Genomic DNA, 19,997 nt, shown 5'->3' on the forward strand with positions numbered 1-19,997 from the left:
GTCACTTGTCCTTCTTCTTGTACATGGCCAGCATGCGCTGGGTGACGAGGAACCCACCGAAGATATTCACCGAAGCGAGCGTCAAGGCGATGAAACCGAAGCCGGTGGCCGCTCCTGTGGCCGAAATTCCGACCGCCAGAAGCGCGCCGACGACAATCACCGAGGAAATGGCGTTGGTGACAGCCATCAGCGGTGTATGCAGCGCCGGCGTGACGGACCAGACCACATAATAGCCAACGAAGATCGCCAGCACGAAAATGGCGAGGCGGAAAACGAAAGGATCGATCGCGCCGCCCGAAAGCGCGTGCGCGGCATTGCCTGCGGCCTCGGTGGCGCCATTGCCATTGGCCAGATCCTGAATGGCGAGCCGCACGGCGGCAGATGCCTGATCGAGTTGGTCGAGAGCTTTCTGCAAGGCATCCATCAGGCGATCCCCTCATCCTTGGCGGACTTGCTGGCCGGCTTCCGTTTCGGAGCAGCGGTCTTTTTCGGAGCCGTGGCATTCTTCGCGGCGCCGCGCCTGGGCGCAGTCCCTGCATCGGCGACCATCGTGGTGGCCGGAATGGCCGCCGGCTCCACATATGGCTTTTGCGCGGCCTTGGCGAAGGTCGGATGCACGATGCTGCCACCGTCCGTCAGCATGGTCGCCTTGGCCAGTTCGTCGCTGCGGTCGATCGCGAACTGCTTCGTGTCCTTGTCGATCATCGTCTCAAGGAAGGCGAACAGGTTCTTGGCATAGAGCAGCGATGCGGATGCGGCGACACGACCGGGCACGTTCAGATGACCGACAATCTTCACATCGTTCGCCGATGTCACGACCTTGCCGGCCACCGCGCCCTCGACATTGCCGCCGCGCTCGACGGCGAGATCGACAATGACCGAACCCGGCTTCATCGAGGCGACCATCGCCGCCGAGACCAGTTTCGGCGCCGGACGGCCGGGGATCAGCGCCGTGGTGATGACGATATCCTGCTTGGCGATGTGTTCCGCCGTCAGCGCCGCCTGCCTGGCTTGATAGTCTTTCGACATTTCCTTGGCATAGCCGCCCGCCGTCTCGGCCTGCCTGAACTCCTCGTCCTCGACGGCGATGAATTTGGCGCCGAGCGAGGCGACCTGTTCCTTGGCGGCGGGACGCACATCCGTCGCGGTAACGACAGCGCCGAGCCGGCGCGCGGTGGCAATGGCCTGCAGGCCGGCGACGCCGACGCCCATGACGAACACCTTGGCGGCAGGCACGGTGCCGGCCGCCGTCATCATCATCGGCAGAGCGCGATCGTATTCGCCAGCCGCATCGATCACCGACTGATAGCCGGCAAGATTGGCCTGACTGGACAACACGTCCATCGACTGCGCGCGGGTGATGCGCGGCATGAATTCCATGGCGAAGGCCGTCACGCCCGCCTTGGCGAGCGCGGCCACGGCGGCGTCGTTGCCGTAAGGGTCCATGATGGCGAGAACGGCCGCGCCCTTTTTGTAGCCCTTCAACTCGGCGTCGGTCGGGCGGCGCACTTTCAGCACCACATCGGCCTTGGCGGCATCCGCGGCCTTGCCGATGGCAGCACCCGCCCTGGTGAAATCTTCGTCGGTAATGCGGGAGGCCTTGCCGGCGCTCTTTTCAACGATAATGTCGAAGCCAAGTCCGGCCATGCGCTTCACCGTATCCGGTGAAGCCGCCACGCGGCCTTCAGTGACGTCCAATTCCCGAGGAATGAAAACCGTCTGCCCCACCGCATGATCCTTTTGGCTGGAAACTCGACTGGACGCGAAAATCAGCGCGCCGGCAGCGAAGAATGCGAGGCCTCATGGACGCCCAAAGGAAGGCGCTGCCTGCGCCGTCAATGGATGTGTGTCGGCAGATCGCGGGTCAGATAGCTGCCGATTGCCACGATCAGGATGAACAGGATCGTAGCGGAGAAGAAGCCGCCGACGAAGAAACCGAAGGCCATCGCGATCAGCGTCGCGGCACAGACGAGCGAGCCATATTTGGCGAGCATCGTGAATCCGCGATAGGTCTTCTCATGCTCGGCATAGTCCATATCGGCGCCGAGTTCGACCGGCCCAGTCGTTGCGTGGTCAGCCATGGCAGTAATCCTCCGAATTCATCTTCAGGGCACATAGCGAAAACCACCGCCGAGGGCAATGGCACTAATGCCGCATTACCAGTGCCAAACAGCTTCAAAAAAACCAAAAAGCCAAGGTAGCGGCGGTGCCGCCACGAGGTTTTCTCAGTGAGCGAGGCTCGGAAACAGCCCAAGCAAGCCGATCAGGATCAGGTAGATAGCGACGATGTAGTTGAGCAGCCGCGGCACGATCAGAATGAGCACGCCGGCAATCAGCGAGACGAGCGGCGTCAGCGCTATCGTGGAAAGGGTCATTGGGCTGCCTCCATGGTTCTGGTTCACTGCCACTTTCAACGGCCGGAAACCGATTAGGCTCCATGAAAGCCGAATCTCAGGCTGCAGCGCTGTAATATTTGGCCGTCGGCAAGATGGTCAGCGGCGCCAGTTCGCCTTCTCCCAATGGCTGGAACAGTAATCGGCGTTCGACCGGCGTGGACCGGAAAAAAGGAAAACGCGCATAAAAGCGTTCCCGGTTGCCGTATGCATCGGTGCGAAACAGGATCACCTTGTTGAACACGCCCGGATAGCCGCGCGCGTCGCTGATCTGTTCGGAATAATAGATGCGCTTGTAGAAGCCGGCATGATCGTCGCGCACCACTGAAAGTCCATAAGGCGCCTCGAAATAGAAGCATGCCATGCCCGCCAGCCGCATGGTGAGATAGGGAAGCTGGGCATAAACCTTCGACCATTCCGGATCGGAGGCCTGCCGGCTCATGCAAACGAAGGTCAGTCCCTGGTCCAGCATCGGATAGACGATGTCGCCGAACGCTTTCGTCGAGGCCGACATCGGTGTTTCGCGCGTCACATGGTGAATGCGCATGGTGCTGACCAGTTCCTGATCGACATAGACGCCGAAGCGATGAACATTCGGCGCCTCGTCAAGCTCGTCGCTGATGACATGGTTCTCGCTGTCGGGGATCATGTCATTGGAGCGGTAAGACTTGTAGCGCAGCCGGTAGATGTCCTCGAGATCCTCACCCTTGTCGCACCGCCTGTATTCGGTACGCTCCAACAACGCCGAAACCTTCTCGGCGAGACGCGAAGCTTGCGGCGCCGCGCGCCGTTCCGCCGCATCGTGCGGCATATCCAACTCGGTCTTCATTGCGATTCCCCGTCAGTCAACCCCGATCAAAGCCTACGGGTTGCGCGCCGACTGTAAAGATTTAAATGAAACGCTTCCTGTTTACTTTGCGTTAACCTTAACGCACATGCAAAGGCAAGATCGGCAGAATCTTTATTGCAGAAGACGGGAATAAAGGCAGGCGGGCAACTCAGCCTGGCGGTTGATTCAAACATTTGCATCCGCCTGATGATGTGCTCAGGCAAATGTCTGGGCGCCCTGCGATGCAAATGTCAAATCCGCTCCGCCAGTGCCGGACGTTTGACCGGATCGATCGCCTGCGCGAAGGGCCACACCTTGGTCGACATGGTTTCGATACCAGACGCGCTGAGCGCCGAGCCGAACAGGAAGCCCTGAACAAGATCGGGATGCACCTCTCCGGCAAGGATGTTGAGTTGCTCGAAGCTCTCCACCCCTTCGACAGTGACCGCAAGGCCGAGCGAGCGTGTCAGCTTGACGATGCCCTTCAGCAATTCCAGCGAACGGGCATCGCCGGTCACATCCATCAGGAAACTGCGGTCGATCTTGATCTTGTCAAGCGGCAGTTTGTGCAGATAGCTCAAGCTCGAATAACCGGTGCCGAAGTCGTCCAACGCGATGCGCACGCCGAGCGCCTTGATCTCGCCGATCAGCTCGCGTGTTGCCGCCTTGTCGTCGAGCAATGCGGTTTCGGTGACTTCGATCTCCAGCCGGTCCGGCGCAAGCCCCGATGCCGCCAGTGCATCTCGAACCTTGGCGACGACGACGCGGTCGCGGAAATCCTTGGCCGACAGATTGACGGAGACGGCCGTGTCGCCCGGCCATTTCGCGCATTCCGCACAAGCGGCGTTGAGCATGAAGGTGCTGATATCGGCGACGATACCCATTTCCTCGGCGAGAGGAATGAACACGGCCGGTGAGACCGGGCCGAGTTCGGGATGATCCCAGCGACACAGCGCCTCGCATCCGGCAATGCGCATGGTCTCGGTCGCGATGATCGGCTGATAAACGACACGCAGCGATCCGGTTTCGACGGCGCTGCGCAGGTCCGCCTTCATGGCCTGGCGATTGCGGAAGGCTGCATCCATAGCCGCCTCAAACAGTCGCCAGCCATTCTTGCCCGCATCCTTGGCATTGTAGAGTGCAAGGTCGGCCTTCACGATCATCTCATCGACATCGGTATCGCCTGCCCGCGCCAGAACGGCACCGGCGCTGGCCTGGATGCGCAGCGCATGGCCGGCGACATCGACTTCGCCCTGGAGATTGGCAAAGACCTTGTCGAGCAACCGGCCGATTTCCTCCTCACCCGAAACATGGTCGAAGAAAATCATGAATTCGTCGCCACCGAAGCGGCTGACCAGAACGCCCGGTCCCGACAGCTTCCGTATTCTTTCCGCGACCGCATAGATCAGTCCGTCGCCAACCGGGTGGCCCAGCGTATCGTTGACGCTCTTGAAATCGTCGAGGTCGAGCGTGACGATGCCGCAAAGCCTGTTCCTGTCGCCGGAAGCCATGACAGCCGTGACGAGTTGGTGAAAATAGGCGCGGTTGACCAGTCCGGTCAGGCTGTCGTAGCGCGCCATGAAGCGGATACGTTCTTCCGCCTTCACGCGGGCGGTCACGTCCTCGAAGGTGACGACCCCGAGTTCCTGGTTGCCCTCCCGCGCCGAGAATTCATAGTGCTGGCCATTGGTGAGCCCGACCAGAACCTTGCGGTTGCGGCCTTCGCGCAAGGCGCGGGTCAACTGCGCCTCGACATAACGGCAATCGTTCACGGTAAGCAGTTTGCCGGCAACGCCGCGCAACAGCAGCGAACGCACCGTGCGGCCCAAAAGCAGGTCCGGCGATTTCATCGCCATCAGTTGCGCGGCTTCGGCATTGGCAACGACGACACGCCCCTGCGGCCCAAGCATGACGAGCCCATGCGACATGGTGTTCAGCGCCCGGTTGAAGCGGCCGGCAAGCCGATTTGCCCGCTTCTCCGAAGAAATGGCCGTAAAAAGCACGTCACGGACCGTATCGGCGTAGCGATACATGGCGGCCAGGAAGGGAATACAAAGCAGCCCCAGGATAACGTGATACACATCGCCGCGCATGACAAAGCCCAGCGCCATCGGCAGGCTCAGCGCGACGACGAGGATGACCACCATGCGCGGCGAGCCGTAATTGCGGCCGACAATGCCGGTGGCGGTTGCCAGCGATATGCAGACCGCCGCGGTTTCCGAGAAATTGTCCTGTGCGGTGTATATGGCGACAAGGCTGAAAATGCCAAGCACTGCGCCATGCATGGCGCCATAGACGATATAGCGGTTTTCCCGCTTGCGTGCCTGCCTGCGTGTCGTAGCCGGCGGCAGGCGCGACACGCGGCGCATATCCAGCAGACGCAAGACACCTACGACCACCAGCAGAAGTGCGACGGCCAGGTAGACCCGGTCGCCGGTCTTCAGCCAGACCAGTGAAATCAGCGTGAATTGCGATAGAATGCCGATGACAAGAGACACGCCGTCGCGAAACAAAGTTTCTACGAACGGGACGTAAATGTCGTCCGGCAGTTCTTTTGTTCTCGTAACAGACACGTGCGGTTCCCACGCTGGGGAACCAACCCTTGTCACAGTCGCATTAAAAAAGCCTTAGAACGCAGCGGAAGACGCTGAAAGCGCACGAAGAATCAGCGTGTTCAATAAATTTTCCCCGTGCCTATTTCGCCGCCTCCAGCCGGGACGGCGCCGAAAATGCCCGCAGGCGCGCAACCAGCCTTTGCCGCTCAGCCTCGGCTTTGTCCATGGCTGCCATCCGGACATGACCGTAGCCACGAACCAGTGCGGGCACCGAGGCAAGTGCCGCCGCTGCTTCGATATGATCGGGGGCCCGGCCCGGTGACAAAGCCCTTGCGACCAGATCGAGATCGGCTTCGTAGCGGGCGAGAAATGCACGCTCGGTGCGCCGCTCGGCTGTATAGCCGAAGACGTCGATCGCGGTGCCGCGCAACCGCCGGGCAGTCGCCAACAGCCGAAAAGCCTTCATCATCCAGGGTCCGAACCGCATCTTGCCGGGGCGTCCATCGGAGTCGCGTCGGGCAAGAAGCGGCGGAGCCAAATGAAATTCGAGCTTCTCATAGCTTTCGAACTGCTCCGCCATGCTACGGGCGAAACTGCGGTCGGTGTAAAGCCTGGCAACCTCGTATTCGTCCTTTGCCGCCATCAGCTTGAACAGGTTTCTTGCCGCCGCCTCGCTGACAATCGTAGAGCCGGACACGGCCTTCTCCTCCACCATCCGCAAGGCCGCGATGCGCTCGGCATAGCGCTTCGCATAGGCAGCATTCTGATAAGCGGTGAGGAAGGCGACCCGCCTTGCGATGATTTCATCAAGCGTCTGCGCCACCGGTTCGGGTGCCCTGCCCTGCCGTTGGACAAGCGAGTGGACAAAGTCGGGTTGCTGAGCGGCGCGCCGGCCCCAGCGGAAGGCGGAAACATTCATGCCGACTGCCTGGCCATTCAGCTCAATCGCCTTTTCCACCGCCTCGGCGGAAAGCGGCAGGCCGCCATGCTGGAAGGCAAAGCCCAGCATGAACATGTTGGCGCCGAGCGAATTGCCGAACAGCACTGTTGCCGTGCGCGACGCATCAAAGAAATGCGCCCGCTCGTCGCCGGCTGCGGTGCGGATCGCCCGTTTCAGGCGCTCGGTCGGCAGCGAGAAATCGGCGGAACGAGTGAACTCGCCCGGCATGGTTTCAGCGGTATTGGCGACAAACAGCGTATGGCCCTCGCGCACGGAAGACAGCACTTTTGCCGAGCCTGAAACGACGAGATCGCAACCGAGGACCAGATCGGCCTTGCCGGCTGAAACGCGGATCGCGTGAATATCGTCCGGCGTTTCGGCAATGCGGACATGGGTGAAAACCGAACCGCCCTTTTGGGCAAGGCCGGTCATGTCGATCATGCCGCAGCCCTTGCCTTCCAGATGCGCCGCCATCCCGAGGATTGCGCCAATAGTGACGACGCCGGTGCCGCCGACGCCGTCGATGATACCGGCCCAACCATCCCTGTCGAGCCGGAACGGCTGAGGCGCGGGAACGCCATCCAGCGGATCGGTATTGCCAGCAATGCCGCCCGCCTTCCTGATCTTGCCACCATGAACGGTCACGAATGACGGGCAAAAGCCGTCGATACAGGAAAAATCCTTGTTGCAGGATGACTGGTCGATGCGGCGCTTGCGCCCGAATTCCGTCTCGACCGGCTGGATCGACACGCAATTGGAGGCGACGCCGCAATCGCCGCAGCCCTCGCAGACCAGTTCGTTGATGAAGACGCGCTTGTCGGGGTCGGGAAAGGTGCCGCGCTTGCGGCGACGGCGTTTTTCCGCCGCACAGGTCTGGTCGTAGAGCAGGACGGAAACGCCCTTCACTTCGCGCAGTTCGCGCTGCACGCGGTCAAGTTCATGGCGGCCATGAATGGTGGTTCGCGCCGGAAAGACCGTATGGCCGGCATATTTGCCCGGCTCGTCGGTGACGACGGCAATACGCTCCACACCCTCGGCGCGAAGCTGGGCGGCAATCATGCCGACCGTCAACTCGCCCTCATGCGGTTGGCCGCCCGTCATGGCGACGGCATCGTTATAGAGGATCTTGTAGGTGATGTCGGTGCCGGCAGCGAGCGCGAAGCGGATCGCCAGCGAACCGGAGTGGTTATAGGTGCCGTCGCCGAGGTTCTGGAAGATGTGACCACGCTTCGAGAATGGTGCCTGACCGATCCACTGCGCGCCCTCGCCGCCCATCTGGGTGAAGCCGACCGTCGAACGGTCCATCCACAGCGCCATGAAGTGACAGCCGATGCCGGCGGCGGCCAGCGAGCCCTCTGGCACTTTCGTCGAGGAATTGTGCGGACAGCCGGAGCAGAAGAACGGCGTGCGCGCGCCGATATCCTGCGTTTCAGTCAGCATCGCCTGAAACTGCTTCAGCTTGGCAATACGCGCGGCGATCTCTTCCGACGGGCCGATGACCTTGAGGATACGCTCGCCCAGCGCAATGGCGATGTCGTTGGGGTCGAGCGCGCCCTTGGCCGGAAACAGCCAGTCGCCGTGCTCATCCTTCTTGCCGATGATCTCCGGCTGGATGGCGGTGCCATAAAGGTGCTCACGCAATTGCACTTCGATCAGCGAGCGCTTTTCTTCCACCACAACCACCGTGTCGAGGCCGCGCGCGAACTCGGCGACGTGCCGGTAATCGAGCGGCCACGGACAGCCGACCTTGAACAGCCTTATGCCGATGCGGTTGGCCGCCGCCTCGTCGACGCCGATATCCTCCAGTGCCTGGCGCACGTCGAGATAGCTCTTGCCGACGGTAACAATGCCGAGCTTCGGCTTGGCTCCGCCGGAATAGACGATGCGGTTCAGCCCGTTCGCTTCGATGAAGGCGGAGACCGCGTCGCGCTTGGCCTCGTGCAGCCGGGCTTCCTGGCCAAGCTGGTTCAACTCGTTGCGGATGTTGAGCCCGCCCGGCGGCATATCAAATTCGGGAACGACGCTGTTCACCCGATTGAGGCCGGCCTCCACCGCCGCCGTCGACTCGATATTGTCCTTGACGCATTTGATCGCCGTCCAGGTGCCGGAAAAGCGCGACATGGCGATGCCCAGCAGGCCGTAGTCGATGATCTCCTGCACGCCGGCCGGGTTCAGCACCGGCATCATGGCATCGACGAAGTGAAACTCGGTGGCATGCGCATTGGTCGAGGATTCGGCCATGTGGTCGTCGCCCATCAGAGCGAGAACACCGCCGTGCCGCGAGCTTCCGGCTAGATTGGCATGACGGAAGACGTCACCGGAACGGTCGACGCCCGGCCCCTTGCCGTACCAGAGCGAAAAGACGCCGTCATACCTGCCTTCGCCCATCAGTTCGGCCTGCTGCGAGCCCCAGCAGGCAGTAGCCGCAAGCTCTTCGTTAAGACCGGGCTGGAAAACGATCTCGGCTGCACCGAGTTGCGTCCGTGCCTTCCATAATTGCAGATCGAGACCGCCAAGCGGCGAGCCGCGATAGCCGGAAACGAAGCCGGCTGTATTCAAGCCAGCGCACCGGTCGCGCTCACGCTGCATCAACAGCATGCGGATGACCGCCTGCGAGCCGGAGACAAAGACGCGCTCCCTGGCGAGATCGTATTTGTCGTCGAGCGCGACGTCGTGCAGCGTCATAAGGCTTTTCCTCTGCCAGCGCCGGGCAAAACGGCGGGGCCGCCGGATCGGGATTCGGCATCCTTCCCCCGCCAGCTATGCAGGTCAAGCGGCCAGGCTCGACTCTATGCTGGACAGGTAACGCCGCGTCCGCCGGGAAGCCGCCCGTCCGGATGGCCGGCAAGTTCGGGATTGGGATCGTAGCCCGACCCGACGACGAGAGGCCGGTCAGGCAGCATATCCTGGTCTTGCGCCGAGACCATCGTCGTCTCGATCGTCTGCAGCACCTTGCCGGCCTTGCTCTTCACCGTGATGGCAACCTTGTAGGGCCGATCCTTGACCACGCATTCCAGTTCAGGGCTTTCAATCGTCACCTTGGTGTGACCGACAAACAGCTTTTGCGAGAAGACCAATGGCCCGCCACCTGCCGGATTGTCCATGGTGGTGGTGATTGTCTGGCCTTCCTCGATAGGCCTCAGCGGATTGAGCGTGACCAGATAGGTCAGCGTCGCCTCGCGATAGTTGAAAACCACGAGCCGGCCGGAAATCTCGAACAATGCCTGCTTGCCCGTGTCACGGCAGGCGCCGACCAGCGCCGCTGCCGTGAAGACCGCGAGCGCGAATGCCGCACGCGAGACCGGATTAACCATCATCAACCTCCCCATTGTCCTTTACGGCCCCCGCGCCCCTCTTTCGCAGGTAGTGCCGGCGTGCCTTGCGGCGGTTGCCGCATACCGCCATGTCGCACCACAGCCGGCTGCCATTGCGGCTGCGGTCGAGGAACAGCCAGTTGCAGTTCCGGCAGATTTTAAGCCGCGCGCGCCTGGAAGCGTCCAGCAGCGACAACGCGGAGATCGCGAGCGCCGTCTCGAACGGCAGCGGCATGCCCGGATCGCCGAAGGGTTGTGCTGGCGCGCCGAGCATCATGCTTTCCCCGGCAAATCCTTTGGAACAGGCGTTCAGAAACGGCGGCAACGCCGTTGTTTCCATGCCGCCATTTGCCATGGCCGCGCCGCGAAACAACCGGTCCGTCGCCTCGCGGATGCCCACCACCGTCGCCGCGATCTTTTCCGGCTCCGGTGCAACGAGCGGTCGCCCGCCCAATTCGTCGGCGCGAAAGATGCTGGCAGCGTCGGCGAAGCGGGCGATTTCCATCGGATCGGCCAAACGGTCGAACGTTCGCGGATCGCCGCGCAACACGACTGTGTTGGCGGCATCGAGCGCAAGCACGCCACCTGAAAAGCGGTGCGGGGTCCAGGAAACTGCCATAGGCCAATCTAACTTATAAACTACATTTGACAAGTTAGAATAGGCGATGCAGCCTGTCTCCCGCCATCGCGCCGCGAAAGGTTGCGGAATGCTCTATTTCCTCCAGCAGGTGCTGAACGGGCTGCATTCCGGCGCGCTCTATGCGCTGCTCGCCTTCGGCTATGCGCTGACCAACGGCATCCTGCACCGAACCAACCTCGCCTATGGCGGCATCTTCGCCTTTAGCGGGCAGACGCTGATCCTGGTGGCCGTCTATGGCTGGCAGGTGCTTTGGCTGACGCTGCCCGCCACTATCGCGCTCGGCGTGCTGGCCGCCTTCATCTATGCCGTGCTGCTCGGACGGCTGCTTGCCGCGGGCGTATTCGCACCGCTGGCCACTCGCTCACCCAACGCCATTGCGGCGGCAACGCTCGGCGTGCTGATCGTCTTGCAGGAACTTTCGCGCATCGCCGCCGACACGCATGACTACTGGCTGCCGCCAATGCTGGCCTATCCGGTGGTGCTGGCAGCCGGGCCGAATTTCCATGCCACGCTGACCGTGATCCAGTTGATGAACTGCGGGCTCGCAATTGCCGTGCTGCTCGTGGCTGGCCTGCTGCTTGCCCGCACCAGTTTCGGCCGCAACTGGCGGGCAGTCTGCGATGACCCGCAGGCGGCAGCGCTTTGCGGCATCGACCCCGGCCTGATCTTTACCCGCGCCATACTTGCAGGGGGCCTGTTCGCGGCGCTCGCCGGCATCATGGCCGCGCTTTATTATGGCAATATCGGCTTCGGCGCTGGATTGACCTACGGCTTGAAGGTGCTGTTCGTCACTGCCGTCGGCGGCTATTTGTCACCGGCTTATGCGGCTCTGGGCGCGGCGGCATTCGGCATGGCGGAATCGCTTTGGGCCGGCTATTTTCCAATCGAATGGCGCGATGCCTGGATGCTCGGCCTCCTTGCCCTGCTCCTGGTGCTGATCGGCAGCAACCGTGACGCCAAGACGATCTGAAGCCGGATTCATCCCATGCACTTGGTCATTGAATTGACGCATGTCTCCGGCGGATGCGTTACCCGACGTCGGCTTGCCTCCCATGGCGCGAGGCGGCTTGGCTTTGGTGCCGGTATGCGGTGTTGACAACGCCAGCGGAACCTTAGGGTCAGGAAATATCGAATATGGTCGTTGATCCAAGAAAGCGCCCGTTTGCCAGGAGGGGTGGCAAACGGGCGCCAACGGCACAAAATATGCGCCTTCGCGATCCCTGGGAGGATCACCCGCCAAACTCGGGATTTACGGAAAGGTTCCCTGTTTCCGGACGTCTTTGTGGCAGGAACAGATGATAAGGAATGTCGCAAAAAGACCTTAATTCAGTTGGGAACGAGGATGCCTCGATGTGGTTCTTCCCGAGCAATCTTGCTCGAAAGGAGAGAACCGATGAAAACGATTCTTCCAGCCTACGTCGCATGCGCGATACTGATGACGATGGGCGTAGCCAACGCGCAGGACACGGTCATCGTACCGGCCCCCCAACCCGACACGGTGGTCATCCAGCCGGAGCAGCAGACTGTGATCCGGGAGTATGTGCATAAGAATCCGGTTGCTTCGGTGAATATCCTCGGACTGGAACTGGCACTGGGATCGAAAGTGCCCGATACGGTCGAGCTCCACGAAGTTCCCAATGCAACCTATCGCTATACCGTGATTGACGACCAGACTGTCATCGTGGATCCCGAGACCCACGAAATCGTCTAGATCCTGCACTGATGTGCCTCTTCGACAGGGGCGCATATCGCGCCCCTTGTCGAGCGCCCTTGTCGGGCGACTGCGCTGGAAGCAGGTCGGAATGCTTCCAGCGCAGGCCTGTTTCTGCGCGGCAGGCGGTCCGCCTGTGAAAGCGCCACATCCTCTCCCGCCGACGAGGGCGGGAACGGGTAGCCAATGAGCGATATCGCGAGCAGGTTATCTTATCGGGCGATAGCTGTCGCATCCGCCGCCCGCCGGCGTGTCGTCTATCTCCGACTGTCCGTTTTGTGGCCTACTCAGCGCGCGGCATCGTGTCTATTCTAATGAAGAGACAGCGATTATGGAGGACGAAGCGCGCATGACCTGGCGCAAGACATTCATGGCATCGCTCGCCATGGCGGCAACCCTCATGTGCAACAGCGCCGTGCGGGCTCAAAGCATCAATGCCGGCGACCACATGGCAAGCGCCACTCGCCCTTTCGCCGTTCAGCCCGTGGCCGAATTCGACACACCCTGGGCGATCGCTTTCCTTCCGGATGGAAGGATGCTCGTCACCGAAAAGCCGGGCCGGATATTTCTCGTCAGCCAGGAAGGGCAGAAGATCGAAATCGGCAATATGCCCGAGGTTGCCGCGTCCGGCCAGAACGGACTGCTCGACATTGCCCCTTCCCCGGATTTCGCAACCAGCTCACGCATCTACTTCACCTATGTCGCGCCAGATGATGGCGGCAGTCGCCTCGTGCTGAGCAGCGCCACGCTTTCCGTTTCAGGCGACGGTGCAACGCTTACCGATCGGACGGTTATCTGGCGGCAGACGCCGGGAGGCGGAGGCGGGCAGCCGGGCGGCATCATCGCCTTCGATCCAAAAGGAACTCATCTTTTCCTGACTGTCGGCGACCGTATGCGGCCGGCCAGCGCCCAGGACCCCGACCAGGCACGCGGCAAGGTGCTGCGTCTCAACCTCGACGGTAGCACGCCGCCGGACAACCCTCTCGCCGGAAAAGGCGGGATACAGGCGCAGACCTGGACGACAGGTCATCGCAACCCCTACGGCCTGGCCTTCGCGCCCGACGGACGATTGTGGCTGCATGAAATGGGTCCGCGCGGCGGCGACGAACTGAACCTGATCGAGCCCGGTCGCAACTACGGCTGGCCGGTTGTCTCCAATGGAGACGAATACAGCGGCGCCAAAATTCCCGACCACGACACGCGACCCGAATTCGCGTCTCCGGCCGTCTACTGGACGCCTGTGATCGCCCCTGCCGGCCTTGCCTTTTACGAAGGCCCGATGTTTCCGCAATGGCAAGGCTCGGCGTTGATCGGCGGCCTTGCGGTGCATGCGCTCGTTCGCGTCGCTTTCGGCTCCGATGGCCGGCCCGACGAAGCCGATCGCTGGGGCATGGGCGCGCGCATACGTGATGTCGCCGTCGCCCCCGACGGAGCCGTCTGGATCATCGAGGACGACGAACCCGGCCATCTGCTGCGCCTCACGCCCGAGCGTCCGGACGGCTGAAGCGGTTCCTCGACGTTTTCCCCTATTGATGACCCACAGCATTTGCGTGTGAGTTGACGGGCCGGACCACGGTCGCCATACGGTTGGGCCAAAAGGCGCGTCGAACCATTCCATGTGCGGCAGCGCCTGTCCTCGAGAGGAACCCTATGGAAGCCATCAACGCGCTGATCGACGCTGCCCGCGCTTCTTCTTCCGTGTGCGCCTTGCTGGTCATCCTGATTGTCGTCGTCGTTGCCACCATCCTGACCGTCGCCTTCGACCGCCGCATGGCGGTGTTGGCAGCCGTTGCGCGCGCCATCGACCGGATCAACGAGTTTGTCGGCAAATGGGTGTCCTGGCTGATTTTGGCGTCGATCGTCGTCAGCGCCGGAAACGCCATTATCCGCAAAACCTTCGATATCTCATCCAATGCCTGGCTGGAACTGCAATGGTATCTGTTCGGCGCGGCCTTCCTGCTGGCAGCCGCCTATACGCTCAAGCAGAACGAACATATCCGCATCGACATCATATATGGCCTGTTTCCACGCCGGGTGCAGCACTGGATCGACCTTTTCGGCCATTTGTTCTTCCTGATGCCGTTCGCCACGCTGATGCTGTTCTACCTCGTGCCTTATGTCGGCCGGTCCTTCGGAAGCGGTGAAATGTCCACCAATGCCGGCGGGCTGATCATCTGGCCGGCCAAGGCGGCGCTGCTCGGCGGCTTCTTCTTCCTGTGGCTGCAAGGCATTTCCGAAGCCATCAAGAAGATCGCGGTGATCAGCGGCAACATGGACGATCCGGCGCCTTTCGTCTCGGCCCACCAGCAGGCCGAACGCGAAGCCCAGGAAATCGTCGACGAGGTGCGCCAATGATCGACTTCATCGCCCAGAACATGGCGCCGATCATGTTCTGCTCGCTGGTGGTCTTCATGCTGATCGGCTACCCCGTTGCTTTTTCGCTCGCCGCCAACGGACTGCTGTTCTTCTTCATCGGCGTGGAGCTTGCGCCCTATTCGCACGGCAGCATCAATCTTTCATGGCCGCTCCTGCACGCCCTGCCCGACCGCTTCTATGGCGGGGTGATGGCGAACGAGACGCTGCTGGCCATCCCGTTCTTCACCTTCATGGGCATCGTGCTGGAACGCTCCGGCATGGCGGAGGACCTGCTCGACACGATCGGGCAATTGTTCGGGCCGATCCGCGGCGGCCTTGCCTATGCGGTCATCATCGTCGGCGCGCTTCTGGCGGCCACCACCGGCGTGGTCGCGGCATCGGTCATCGCCATGGGGCTGATCTCGCTGCCGATCATGCTGCGCTACGGCTATGACCGGCGGCTGGCCTCAGGCGTCATCGCAGCCTCGGGAACGCTGGCGCAGATCATCCCGCCCTCACTGGTTCTGATCGTGCTGGCCGACCAACTGGGCCGCTCGGTCGGCGACATGTATTCCGGCGCGCTGGTGCCGGGCCTCGTGCTCACCGGTCTCTATCTCGGCTATGTGCTGGTGATGTCGATCGTGCGGCCGAAATCCATGCCGGCGCTGCCGCCCGAAGCACGCACGCTCGGTCATGGGGTGACCTCGCTGATCCTCGCGCTGGTCGTCACGGTGGCCGTATCCTACGCCGCCTATCGCTATCTTGAGCCGGTGCATGGCGAAAACGCCGAAATCCTTGGCGCTTCGGTCGGCATCATCGTCATCTATGTCGTGGCGCTCGCCGACAAGGCGCTGAACCTCAACCTGATGTCGCGGCTGGCGCAACAGGTGGTGATGGTGCTCATCCCGCCGCTGGCGCTGATCTTCCTCGTTCTGGGCACCATCTTCCTCGGCATCGCGACCCCGACCGAAGGCGGCGCGATGGGTGCGGTCGGCGCCATGGCCATGGCGGCGCTGAAGCGGCGGCTGACGCTGGACCTGATCAAACAGGCGCTCGCCTCGACGACGCGGCTGTCCTCCTTCGTGCTGTTCATCCTGATCGGCGCGCGCGTCTTTTCGCTGACCTTTTACGGCGTCAACGGTCATGTCTGGGTCGAGCATCTCCTGACATCGCTGCCCGGCGGCGAGGCCGGCTTCCTGATCTTCGTCAACCTGATCGTGTTCTTCCTGGCCTTCTTCCTCGATTTCTTCGAGCTTGCCTTCATCATCATTCCGCTGCTGGCGCCGGCGGCCGACAAGCTCGGCATCGATCTGATCTGGTTCGGCGTGCTGCTCGGCATCAACATGCAGACCTCGTTCATGCACCCGCCCTTCGGCTTCGCGCTGTTTTATTTGCGCTCGGTCGCCGCGCGGGTGCCTTATCTCGATCGCATCACCGGCAAGCAGATCGCGCCGGTCACGACAGGCCAGATCTACTGGGGCGCGGTGCCGTTCGTGTGCATCCAGATCCTGATGATCGGCATCACCATCGCCTTCCCCCAGATGGTGATGCGCTACAAGCACGAGCCGGTGAACTCCGCACCCGCGGTCATCAAGCTGCCGCAACTGCCCGGCCTGTCCCTGCCGCAGATCGGCGCGCAGCCGGCCTCACCAGCCGCGCCCGATCTGTCGCAACCGCCGAATTTCGGCACGACGCCGGCAAAGCCCGCCGCACCGCCGGCGCCGGATCTTTCGCAGCCGCCAAGCTTCAATTGAAATGCGTAAACAAAACCCCGGAGCGACGCTCCGGGGTTTTACGGTGGCAGATGTGCCAAGCCTCAATGTCTGAATCAAAAGGGTGGCAGGCCGGGCGAAACGGGTGATTTCGAGAACCGGAGCGCAGCGTACATAATACCAACGGTCATTTTGAATGACCGTTGGAGCGCGCGACTGCGCGCCGCGCCCGTTGGCGCGAAAGCCAAGTGGCCCGGATGGGCTGCGCCGGCGATTGAGGCGTCCTGGATGTGTCAACGTCCAAGACCTCTGGTATAAGGTACGTGAGCAGCGGACGCGCAGAAATCGCCGGTTTCAGCCTGGCATGGCGACTTTCGGATCAGACATTCAGAGCTTGCCGGCGCGCTGTTGCAGCATCATGAAGGTGTCGAAATTGTATTCGGCCACCTGCTGCCACAGATAGTGCTCCTTGCGGAACGCGACGATCGAATCCCAGATGGTCTTGAAATCCGGATTGGAGGCCGACATCTCGGCATAGATCTTTGCCGACTCGTCGAAGCAGGCCGACAGGATTTCCTGATTGAACGGCCGCAATTGCGCACCCTTTTCCACCAGCGAGCGCAGCGCCGGCGGATTCACATAATCGTATTTCTGCAGCATGTTCGCATCGGCCGCCTGGCAGGCGGTGTGCAACAGCGCCTTGTAGGCAGGCGACAGCCCTTCGTATTTTTCCTTGTTGAACATGAAGTGGACAGTCGGGCCGCCTTCCCACCAACCGGCATAGTAATAATAGGGCGCGACTTTCTGGAAGCCGAGTTTCTCGTCGTCATAGGGGCCGACCCACTCGGCGGCGTCGATGGTGCCCTTTTCCAGCGCCGGATAAACATCGCTGCCGGCCAGTTGCTGCGGCACGACGCCGAGCTTTTCCATGACCTTGCCGGCAAAGCCCGCGATGCGCATCTTGAGGCCCTTCATGTCCTCCAGCGTGTTGATCTCCTTGCGGAACCAGCCGCCCATCTGCGTGCCGGTGTTGCCGCCGGGCAGGCCGAACAGGCCCTGCTTGGCCAGGAATGCATTGTAGAGATCGATGCCGCCGCCATGATAGTGCCAGGCATTGCGGCCGCGCGCGTTGAGCGAAAAAGGAACGTCGGAGGCCAGCGCCCAGACCGGATCCTTGCCCCAGTAGTAATAACCCACCGTATGACAGGCCTCGACCGTACCGGTGGCCGCCGCATCGGCCGCTTGCAGCCCCGGCACCAGTTCGCCGCCGGCAAACACCTGAATCTGGAAATTGCCGTCGGTCGCTTCCGAAACCATTTTCGACATGACCTCGGCGCCGCCATAGACGGTATCGAGCGATTTCGGAAAGGACGAGGTCAGACGCCACGACACCTTCGGGTTCGACTGGGCGATGGCAGGTGCGGCAAGCGTCGCGGCGGCAGCAGCCGCGCCCGCGCCGGTGACACCCGCCTTGCGGATGAATGAACGACGATCCATGAAGTCCTCTCGCGTCAATATTGATAGTTCAGGGGCAGGACCCTAAACTGAGCACGGAACGGTTTGACGCGCAATTCCCATGACCGGCTTCAATGCGCCTTGACGCGCCTCACCGCCAAGTTGAGACGGACCTCGCGTGCCCTTCTCGTCAAAAAACGCGAGCCAGGCCCGCGCTTCGGCAGGCGAATCGGAGCCGCGCAGTCGCGCGCGCAGTTCGGGCTGACGCAGAAGACGGCAGAAGCTGGCAAGTGTCGGCAGGAAGCCGGCCATGTCCGAACTCGGCCACAGGAATGCCAGAAGCAGGTCGACCGGATCATTGTCGGGCGAACCGAACCAGACAGGCTCCTGCAATGTCGCCATCATGGCCACGGGACCGGCAATGCCCTCGATCCGCGCATGTGGCACAGCGACGCCGTGACCGATGCCCGTCGAGCCGAGACGTTCCCGGCGTTGCAGCGCCGTCAGCACCTCGCCTACACCCTTGCCGACATTGTTGCCGAGTTGAGCCGCGATCCTGGTCAAGGCGGACCGCTTTCCCTTCGCCGGCATGCGGATCACCACGTCCTGCTCGCGCAGGATATCACCGATCTCCATCATAGCCTCCATGAGTTTGCCGCTTTTTGCCGAGCGCGAATGCGTGCCGGCAAAAGCCACGAGACAAGAACGGCGATAATTCAGTCGGTTCGCTCAACCGCGCCCGAAATGCCGACCCTGCCCCGCGTCCGCGCCGGGCTATGGATGCGGGAGCGCGGCTGATCGGTGAAGGCGAAAGGGACAACAAGCGATGCAATGCACCACGGGCACCGCGCAGCGGCCCTTGGCAGCGTGCGGTTGCAGGAAGGGCAGATATGTCGTGAACGGACAATTCTCATGTTACGCTCCATCGGTGCGACGCCAAAGCGCCGCAGAATGAACCGCAATTATCGAATGTCCCGGAGCAGGTATTATGTGCGGGTTTCAGGGTTAAGCGGCCCGCTCCGGGAAAGGTCGCGTCCTTTTCCGGCAAGCCTCGAAACTCTGATGAAGGTATCCATGCACATGCCTTCCCATATGGGGTCTGACGACGGCATTTTCAAGGCACCCCGTTCCCGGCCGATCTGGATTTTCCTTTTTCTGTCAGATATTTGGCTCCCTGTCAGGCCCGCCCGCGCATTCTGCGGACCAGGGCCTGAGCTTCAAGCAAGTTGCCATTGGCAAAGTTCGTTACAATCACCTATTTTGTATGCGCAGCACCCATAATGGATTCCGGCCAAAATGCTTCAGCCCCTCGTTGCCGTTTCTACCGACGTCAAGCAGTTCGAGAACTACATTTGGCATGCCGCGCCGCAGCAATATCTGGAAGCCGCGCTACTGGGCGCCGGCGTGCTGCCGGTGCTGCTGCCTTCGCTCGGTGAGAAACTCGACCTCGATGAACTTCTTTCAGGCGTCGATGGGGTGATGATCACCGGCTCGAAATCTAACGTCCATCCCTCGCTTTATGGTGGCGATGCCAGCGAGGAGAACGGGCCATACGACCCGGCGCGCGACGCTACCACCCTCCCGCTGATCAGCAAGGCGGTGGAGCGCGGTGTGCCGCTCCTGGCGATCTGCCGCGGCATTCAGGAAATGAACGTCGCGCTCGGCGGCACGCTGGCAACCGAAATCCAGGATCGCGAAGGCGCGCTCGACCATCGCGCGCCGCCAAGCGACATTCAGGACGAGCGTTTCGCCATTCGCCAGACACTGTCGATCAAGCCCGGAAGTTGCTTGGCCGGCGTGTTCGGAGCCGGCGAAATCAAGGTCAATTCAGTTCACCGGCAGGCGATCGACCGGCTGGGGCCGAAATTGCAGGCCGAGGCGGTGGCCGAAGACGGCACGGTGGAGGCGGTCTCGGTGCGCGATGCCCGCGCCTTCGCGGTCGGCGTGCAATGGCACCCTGAATATTGGGTGAAGTCGGACAGCATCTCGCAAAAAATGTTTAAGGCTTTCGGCGATGCGGTGCGGGCGCATGCCACCGCCAGGCACGGCGTACGCGCGGCAGCGGAGTAGCGGTTCCCCCTTGTGGGGCGGGT

At 61.8% G+C, this 19,997-nt stretch carries 17 protein-coding genes; 6 read left to right on the forward strand and 11 right to left on the reverse strand.

The annotated features are described in order from the left end of the window. Position 1: 1 nt before the first annotated feature. From BFN67_RS15280 to BFN67_RS15320, 9 genes are all read right to left on the reverse strand, one after another. A complete protein-coding gene (locus BFN67_RS15280) occupies positions 2-424 on the reverse strand; it encodes an NAD(P) transhydrogenase subunit alpha part 2 (protein WP_080920406.1) in 423 nt (140 codons plus the stop codon). Continuing rightward, on the reverse strand, positions 424-1,728 hold the full coding sequence (locus BFN67_RS15285) for a Re/Si-specific NAD(P)(+) transhydrogenase subunit alpha (protein ID WP_080920407.1): 1,305 nt from the start codon (positions 1,726-1,728) through the stop codon (positions 424-426). Before BFN67_RS15285 ends, BFN67_RS15280 begins: the two co-directional genes overlap by 1 nt. Before the next feature lie 107 nt (positions 1,729-1,835). Next, positions 1,836-2,081 carry an aa3-type cytochrome c oxidase subunit IV gene (locus tag BFN67_RS15290; protein ID WP_080920408.1) on the reverse strand — a complete coding sequence of 82 codons (246 nt, stop codon included), beginning with the start codon at positions 2,079-2,081 and terminating at the stop codon, positions 1,836-1,838. A gap of 144 nt (positions 2,082-2,225) precedes the next feature. Then, the gene (locus BFN67_RS15295; protein WP_080920409.1) at positions 2,226-2,375 is read right to left on the reverse strand and encodes a DUF3096 domain-containing protein; all 150 of its coding nucleotides are present in this window, start codon (positions 2,373-2,375) and stop codon (positions 2,226-2,228) included. A 76-nt stretch (positions 2,376-2,451) separates the two neighbouring features. Then, entirely contained in the window at positions 2,452-3,222 is a 771-nt protein-coding gene (locus tag BFN67_RS15300) for an N-acyl amino acid synthase FeeM domain-containing protein (protein ID WP_245295274.1), read from the reverse strand. A 251-nt stretch (positions 3,223-3,473) separates the two neighbouring features. Continuing rightward, a complete protein-coding gene (locus BFN67_RS15305; protein ID WP_080920410.1) occupies positions 3,474-5,795 on the reverse strand; it encodes a putative bifunctional diguanylate cyclase/phosphodiesterase in 2,322 nt (773 codons plus the stop codon). A 121-nt stretch (positions 5,796-5,916) separates the two neighbouring features. Continuing rightward, positions 5,917-9,402 carry an indolepyruvate ferredoxin oxidoreductase family protein gene (locus BFN67_RS15310; RefSeq protein WP_080920411.1) on the reverse strand — a complete coding sequence of 1,162 codons (3,486 nt, stop codon included), beginning with the start codon at positions 9,400-9,402 and terminating at the stop codon, positions 5,917-5,919. A 104-nt stretch (positions 9,403-9,506) separates the two neighbouring features. Then, on the reverse strand, positions 9,507-10,034 hold the full coding sequence (locus BFN67_RS15315) for a hypothetical protein (protein ID WP_342587450.1): 528 nt from the start codon (positions 10,032-10,034) through the stop codon (positions 9,507-9,509). Beyond that, positions 10,024-10,650 (reverse strand): CGNR zinc finger domain-containing protein, encoded by a 627-nt coding sequence (locus BFN67_RS15320; RefSeq protein WP_080920413.1) that lies wholly within the window; start codon positions 10,648-10,650, stop codon positions 10,024-10,026. Before BFN67_RS15320 ends, BFN67_RS15315 begins: the two co-directional genes overlap by 11 nt. An 88-nt stretch (positions 10,651-10,738) precedes the next feature. On the opposite strand from BFN67_RS15320, the gene BFN67_RS15325 reads away from it, so the two are divergent. The 5 genes from BFN67_RS15325 to BFN67_RS15345 all read left to right on the forward strand — a co-directional run bounded on the left by BFN67_RS15325 (position 10,739) and on the right by BFN67_RS15345 (position 16,491). Then, a complete protein-coding gene (locus tag BFN67_RS15325) occupies positions 10,739-11,641 on the forward strand; it encodes a branched-chain amino acid ABC transporter permease (RefSeq protein WP_080920414.1) in 903 nt (300 codons plus the stop codon). A 423-nt stretch (positions 11,642-12,064) separates the two neighbouring features. After that, positions 12,065-12,382 (forward strand): DUF1236 domain-containing protein, encoded by a 318-nt coding sequence (locus tag BFN67_RS15330; RefSeq protein ID WP_080920415.1) that lies wholly within the window; start codon positions 12,065-12,067, stop codon positions 12,380-12,382. Positions 12,383-12,731: 349 nt separating this feature from the next. Then, positions 12,732-13,886, forward strand: coding sequence for a PQQ-dependent sugar dehydrogenase (locus tag BFN67_RS15335; RefSeq protein WP_139789199.1), 1,155 nt, complete (start codon positions 12,732-12,734; stop codon positions 13,884-13,886). A gap of 266 nt (positions 13,887-14,152) precedes the next feature. Further along, the gene (locus tag BFN67_RS15340; RefSeq protein ID WP_080920513.1) at positions 14,153-14,737 is read left to right on the forward strand and encodes a TRAP transporter small permease subunit; all 585 of its coding nucleotides are present in this window, start codon (positions 14,153-14,155) and stop codon (positions 14,735-14,737) included. Beyond that, positions 14,734-16,491 carry a TRAP transporter large permease gene (locus BFN67_RS15345; RefSeq protein ID WP_080920416.1) on the forward strand — a complete coding sequence of 586 codons (1,758 nt, stop codon included), beginning with the start codon at positions 14,734-14,736 and terminating at the stop codon, positions 16,489-16,491. Before BFN67_RS15340 ends, BFN67_RS15345 begins: the two co-directional genes overlap by 4 nt. Positions 16,492-16,836: 345 nt before the next feature. Here BFN67_RS15345 and BFN67_RS15350 read toward each other — a convergent pair whose 3' ends face one another. Together BFN67_RS15350 and BFN67_RS15355 are read right to left on the reverse strand one after the other, a co-directional pair. Further along, positions 16,837-17,946, reverse strand: coding sequence for a TRAP transporter substrate-binding protein (locus BFN67_RS15350; protein WP_080920417.1), 1,110 nt, complete (start codon positions 17,944-17,946; stop codon positions 16,837-16,839). Positions 17,947-17,988: 42 nt separating this feature from the next. Further along, complete coding sequence (locus BFN67_RS15355) at positions 17,989-18,543, reverse strand: PTS sugar transporter subunit IIA (protein WP_204842177.1); 555 nt, start codon at positions 18,541-18,543, stop codon at positions 17,989-17,991. Between the two features lie 657 nt (positions 18,544-19,200). On the opposite strand from BFN67_RS15355, the gene BFN67_RS15360 reads away from it, so the two are divergent. Beyond that, positions 19,201-19,974, forward strand: coding sequence for a gamma-glutamyl-gamma-aminobutyrate hydrolase family protein (locus BFN67_RS15360; RefSeq protein WP_080920419.1), 774 nt, complete (start codon positions 19,201-19,203; stop codon positions 19,972-19,974). The last annotated feature ends 23 nt before the right edge of the window (positions 19,975-19,997 follow it).

Origin of the sequence: Manganibacter manganicus (genome assembly GCF_002075885.1) — a bacterium.
GTDB lineage: Bacteria > Pseudomonadota > Alphaproteobacteria > Rhizobiales > Rhizobiaceae > Mesorhizobium > Mesorhizobium manganicum.

What these genes read in the sequence shown, in the direction of transcription:
- BFN67_RS15360 (WP_080920419.1), top strand. Translation starts at nt 19,201, where the DNA reads ATGCTTCAGCCCCTCGTTGCCGTTTCTACCGACGTCAAGCAGTTCGAG.
- BFN67_RS15345 (WP_080920416.1), top strand. Translation starts at nt 14,734, where the DNA reads ATGATCGACTTCATCGCCCAGAACATGGCGCCGATCATGTTCTGCTCG.
- BFN67_RS15340 (WP_080920513.1), top strand. Translation starts at nt 14,153, where the DNA reads ATGGCGGTGTTGGCAGCCGTTGCGCGCGCCATCGACCGGATCAACGAG.
- BFN67_RS15295 (WP_080920409.1), bottom strand. Translation starts at nt 2,375, where the DNA reads ATGACCCTTTCCACGATAGCGCTGACGCCGCTCGTCTCGCTGATTGCC.
- BFN67_RS15355 (WP_204842177.1), bottom strand. Translation starts at nt 18,543, where the DNA reads ATGATGGAGATCGGTGATATCCTGCGCGAGCAGGACGTGGTGATCCGC.
- BFN67_RS15350 (WP_080920417.1), bottom strand. Translation starts at nt 17,946, where the DNA reads ATGGATCGTCGTTCATTCATCCGCAAGGCGGGTGTCACCGGCGCGGGC.
- BFN67_RS15335 (WP_139789199.1), top strand. Translation starts at nt 12,732, where the DNA reads ATGACCTGGCGCAAGACATTCATGGCATCGCTCGCCATGGCGGCAACC.
- BFN67_RS15310 (WP_080920411.1), bottom strand. Translation starts at nt 9,402, where the DNA reads ATGACGCTGCACGACGTCGCGCTCGACGACAAATACGATCTCGCCAGG.
- BFN67_RS15325 (WP_080920414.1), top strand. Translation starts at nt 10,739, where the DNA reads ATGCTCTATTTCCTCCAGCAGGTGCTGAACGGGCTGCATTCCGGCGCG.
- BFN67_RS15290 (WP_080920408.1), bottom strand. Translation starts at nt 2,081, where the DNA reads ATGGCTGACCACGCAACGACTGGGCCGGTCGAACTCGGCGCCGATATG.
- BFN67_RS15280 (WP_080920406.1), bottom strand. Translation starts at nt 424, where the DNA reads ATGGATGCCTTGCAGAAAGCTCTCGACCAACTCGATCAGGCATCTGCC.
- BFN67_RS15300 (WP_245295274.1), bottom strand. Translation starts at nt 3,222, where the DNA reads ATGAAGACCGAGTTGGATATGCCGCACGATGCGGCGGAACGGCGCGCG.
- BFN67_RS15330 (WP_080920415.1), top strand. Translation starts at nt 12,065, where the DNA reads ATGAAAACGATTCTTCCAGCCTACGTCGCATGCGCGATACTGATGACG.
- BFN67_RS15315 (WP_342587450.1), bottom strand. Translation starts at nt 10,034, where the DNA reads ATGATGGTTAATCCGGTCTCGCGTGCGGCATTCGCGCTCGCGGTCTTC.
- BFN67_RS15320 (WP_080920413.1), bottom strand. Translation starts at nt 10,650, where the DNA reads ATGGCAGTTTCCTGGACCCCGCACCGCTTTTCAGGTGGCGTGCTTGCG.